This window comes from Cellulomonas sp. IC4_254 (genome assembly GCF_011603975.1).
Classification (GTDB): domain Bacteria; phylum Actinomycetota; class Actinomycetes; order Actinomycetales; family Cellulomonadaceae; genus Cellulomonas.
Window position 1 is genome coordinate 1 of record NZ_JAANNB010000263.1, and the last position, 3,963, is coordinate 3,963.

Consider the following 3,963-nt stretch of genomic DNA (forward strand, 5'->3'; position numbering starts at 1 on the left):
GCGCCGGTCACGCGGCGGTCCACGGCCGGGCCTCCGCGTCGACCAGCTCGACCAGCCGCTCCAGCCGCGGCACCGACACCTCGGCGAGCGCGGCGGGCACGTCCGGCCGGCCGACGACGTCGCTCCACAGCGCCCGCCCGGCCAGGAACCCGCTCGCCCCGCCCCGGCACGCCGCGCGCACCGCGCCCGCGAAGTCCTCGCGGTCCACGCCCTGCGACAGCACGACCCACGGACCCGTGATGGCCTCGCCGAGCGCGGCGCACGCCCGCTCCAGCTCCGCGGGCGCCGCGCGGCCGCCCAGCGGCACCTGCACCTTGTAGAGGCTCGGCCCGAGCGGGGACAGCTCGCGGGCGGCCTCGGCGATCGCGGCCTCCGCGTCCCACGTGCCCGCGGCGGTCTCCTCGGGCGTCGCCCGCACCACCGGCTCCAGCACGGACAGCACTCCGCGTGCGGCGGCGACCTCGATGAACCGGCGCGCGAGCGCGACCCGCTGCTCGCGGCGCGCGTCCCGCCGCCAGATGACCAGGAGCTTGATCGCGACGGCGCCGTGCAGGTCGGACTCCGGGGCCACGACGACCTCGTCCAGCCCGGTCTCCTCCACCGGGCCGCCCGGCTCCTGCTCGAGCGCGTCGGCGGCCAGGATCAGCCCGCACGAGCCGGGCAGCAGCGGCGCCGCGCGCTCGACGCCGTACTCGCGGTCGATGAGGAACCCGGACGCCAGCGGGCTCAGCGCCCGGGCGACGTCGAGCTTGAACGCGACCAGGCGCTCGTCGGCGACGCGGCCGGCGCCGGCCTGGTCGAACATGTGGCGCAGGCTCTCGCGCTGGTCCATCGCGACCATCGCGAGCGCGCCAGACGGGCGGGCGATGGCGTCGAGGGTCGGTGCGGTCACGGGTGGCCTCCAGGGGTCGGTGCGGACGAGTCGGGGTCGCGGGCGGCGCGGACGAACCGGGCCAGCGCCGCGTCGGCGTCGGGGTGCGGGCCCGGCAGCGGCCCGCCGCCCGGCAGCCCGGGCAGGGCCGGCAGCACCGGCGGGTCGTCCGGGTCGAGCAGGCCGGCGCGGTGCAGGGCGAGCAGCGCCGCCCCGGTGGCGACCGGCTCGGCGCAGTCGACGAGGCGCACGGGCACCGGGCTGAGCTCGGCCTTGGCGCGCATCCACGCGGCGTTCCGGGACGCCGGCCCGCCGAGCACGACAAGCCGGTCCGGGCGGAGCGACGGGTCCGCCGCGGCGCCCAGGGCGAGCTGCGCGTCGAGCATCCACCGGGCCTGCAGGGCGAGGCCGTCCACCATCGCGGCGGCGAGCGCCACCTGGTCGTGCCCGGCGCGGTCGCCGACGACGCGGACCCGGGCGGCCGGGTCGGGGTCGGGGGTCTGGCGGCCGGCGACGTACGGCAGCACGACGGGCCCGGCGACGCGGTCGGGGCGGCCCTCGTCCGGGAGCGTCGCCACGGCGGCGAACAGGTCCTCCGGCGTGCGGCCGCCGGCCTCGTGCTCGAGCCACCAGCGCACCATCGCCCCGGCGCTCGACGACCCGGCGAGCAGCGCGGGCCGGCCGGCCACGGTCCGGACCAGGCTCATCCCGGCGCGGGCGACGTCGGCGCGCACCGGGTCGGCGGCGAGCACGGTGCACACCGCCTCGGCGGTGCCGATCGAGTCGGCCGTGCTGCCGGGGTCGCGCACGCCCGCGGCCCAGGCGCCGACGGCGTGGTCGTGCCCGGCGACGGCCACCGGCGTGCCGGCGCGCAGCCCCGCCTGGACCCACGGTCCCGGCCGCACGACCCCCGCGACGGCGTCGGGCGCGGCGACCCGCGGCAGGTGCTCCGGGCGCAGGCCCACCTCGGCGAGCAGCCCGGCGTCGAACGCGGTCGGCAGCGCCGCGCCGACCGGCGGCAGGCGGTACGCCATCGAGCGGCCCGCGAGGGTGTGGTCCGTGACGAGGTCGCCCGTCAGGTGCAGCGCGGCGAGGTCCGCGACCCCGGCCCACCGGGCGAGCGCGGCGCGCCGGCCGGGGTCGTGAGCGGCGAGCCAGGCCAGCGTCGCGAGCGGGACCTTGGCGCTCGGGCGGACGCCGGTCGCCTCGAACAGCGCGGTGGCGCCGAGCCGGTGGGCGAGCGCGGTCGCCTCCGCCGCGGCCCGCTGCCCGTCCCAGCGCAGCCACGGCCCGAGAGGCCGGCCGTCGGCGTCGAGCGGGACGCCGGTCTCGGCCATCGAGGCGACCCCGACGGCGAGGGGCGCGAGGTCGGTCGCGGGACGCCCCTCGATGCCGGTGGCCGCCTGCGCGGCCGTCGTCAGCGCGCGCGCCGTGAGGCCCCGCAGCACCCCGTCGAGGGCGGCGGGCTCCGGCGTCGGCGCCGACGCCACCGCGAGCAGCGCGACGGCCCCGTCGGCGGCCGACCTCGGCACGGCGACGAGCGCGACCTTCGTGTTCGTGGTCCCGACGTCGATGCCGAGGCCGAGCAGGCGGCTCACGGCAGCAGTCTGTGCGTCGTCGAACAGATCGGTCAACACTGTGCGGTCGTTGACATCCGCCGCGGGCGACCGTTGGATGGCGGTCGTGCGCTACTCCGCCGCCCCCCGCCGCCGGGACGAGCTGCTGCGCCGGCTCGAGGAGTCCGGCTACGTCTCGTCCAGCACCGCCGCGGCCGAGCTCGGCGTCTCGGAGATGACCATCCGCCGCGACCTCGGGCAGCTCGCCGCCGAGGGCCGGGTGCGGCGCGTGGTCGGCGGCGCCTCCCTGGTCGACGGCAGCGCCGCACCGCCGTTCGAGCTGCGCCGCACCGAGGCCGCCCGCGAGAAGGACGCGATCGCCCGCGCCGCCCTGCCGCTGCTCGCCGACGCCGGCGTCGTCGCGCTCGACGCCGGCACCACCGTCGCGACCCTCGCCCGGCGGCTGCCGCAGGGGCTCACCGTCATCACGCACTCCGTCCCCGTGATCACCGCCTGCACCGGCCGGGACGACCTGGAGGTGGTCGCGCTCGGCGGCACCTTCCACCGCGCCACCCGGTCGTTCGCCGGCCCCGCCACCCGCGCCGGGCTCGCGGACCTCGCCGTCGACGTCGCCGTGCTGTCCGCCACCGCCGCCGGACCCGCGGGCGTCTACTCCGCCGACCCGTGGGACGCCGACACCAAGCGGGCGATGGCCGCGATCGCCGACCGGGTCGTCCTGCTGCTCGACCACCGCAAGCTCGCGGCGCGCGCCCCGATGCGGGTCCTCGGGCTCGAGGAGGCGCACGCCGTCGTCGTCGACGACGAGGCGACGCCCGAGCAGCTCGCGATGCTGCGCGAGCGGTGCGAGCGGGTCCTCGTCGCGGACACCGGGTCGGCGCCGTGACCGGACCGCGGCTCGGGGTCGTCGCCGACGACGTCACCGGCGCGTGCGACCTGGCCGACGCCGTCCGGGACGCCGGCGGGTCGGCCGTCGTGGTACTCGGGGTGCCGGACCCTGGGCTCGACCTCCCGTCCTGCGACGCCGCGGTCGTCGCGCTGCGCACCCGCACCGCGCCGGCGGCGCAGGCGGTCGCCGAGTCGGTGGCCGCGGCGTCCTGGCTGCTCGGCCGGGGCGCGGCGGCGGTCTACCAGAAGTACTGCTCGACGTTCGACTCCACCGACGAGGGCACGATCGGACCGGTCGCGGACGCGCTGCTCGACCTGCTCGGGGCGGACGCGGTGTCGGTCGGCACGCCCGCGACGCCGCGCGCCGGGCGGACGCAGTACCAGGGGCACCTGTTCGTCGGGGACCGGCTGCTGTCCGAGTCGTCGCTGCGGCACCACCCCCTCACGCCGATGACCGACCCCGACCTCGTGCGGGTGCTCGGGCGGCAGACGCCGCGCGCCGTGGGGCTGCTGCCGTGGGGTGCGCTGCGCGGGCCGGACGCCGGTGCGGCGCTGGCGGACGTGCTCGGCGGCGGGGCGGCGCACGTGCTCGTGGACGCGCTGACCGACGAGGACCTCGACGCGCTGGCG

The 3,963-nt window shown here is 79.3% G+C and carries 4 protein-coding genes; 2 read left to right on the forward strand and 2 right to left on the reverse strand.

Features of this window, described 5'->3' with window-relative positions; genetic code table 11:
* Nucleotides 1-7 precede the first annotated feature (7 nt).
* Nucleotides 8-892 carry a hypothetical protein gene (locus G6556_RS17485; RefSeq protein ID WP_346774973.1) on the reverse strand — a complete coding sequence of 295 codons (885 nt, stop codon included), beginning with the start codon at nt 890-892 and terminating at the stop codon, nt 8-10.
* Entirely contained in the window at nt 889-2,469 is a 1,581-nt protein-coding gene (locus G6556_RS17490; RefSeq protein WP_346774974.1) for an FGGY family carbohydrate kinase, read from the reverse strand. Before G6556_RS17490 ends, G6556_RS17485 begins: the two co-directional genes overlap by 4 nt.
* 76 nt (nt 2,470-2,545) lie before the next feature.
* Here G6556_RS17490 and G6556_RS17495 point away from each other — a divergent pair, with 76 nt between their 5' ends.
* Nucleotides 2,546-3,331: a DeoR/GlpR family DNA-binding transcription regulator gene (locus G6556_RS17495; RefSeq protein ID WP_166944231.1), complete on the forward strand. Its 786-nt coding sequence runs from the start codon at nt 2,546-2,548 to the stop codon at nt 3,329-3,331.
* A partial coding sequence (locus G6556_RS17500; RefSeq protein ID WP_166944233.1) for a four-carbon acid sugar kinase family protein occupies nt 3,328-3,963 on the forward strand: 636 nt, incomplete at its 3' end. The genes G6556_RS17495 and G6556_RS17500, both read left to right, overlap by 4 nt.

Coding starts and splice junctions, on each gene's coding strand:
- G6556_RS17495 (WP_166944231.1), top strand. CDS start 2,546: ATGGCGGTCGTGCGCTACTCCGCCGCCCCCCGCCGCCGGGACGAGCTG.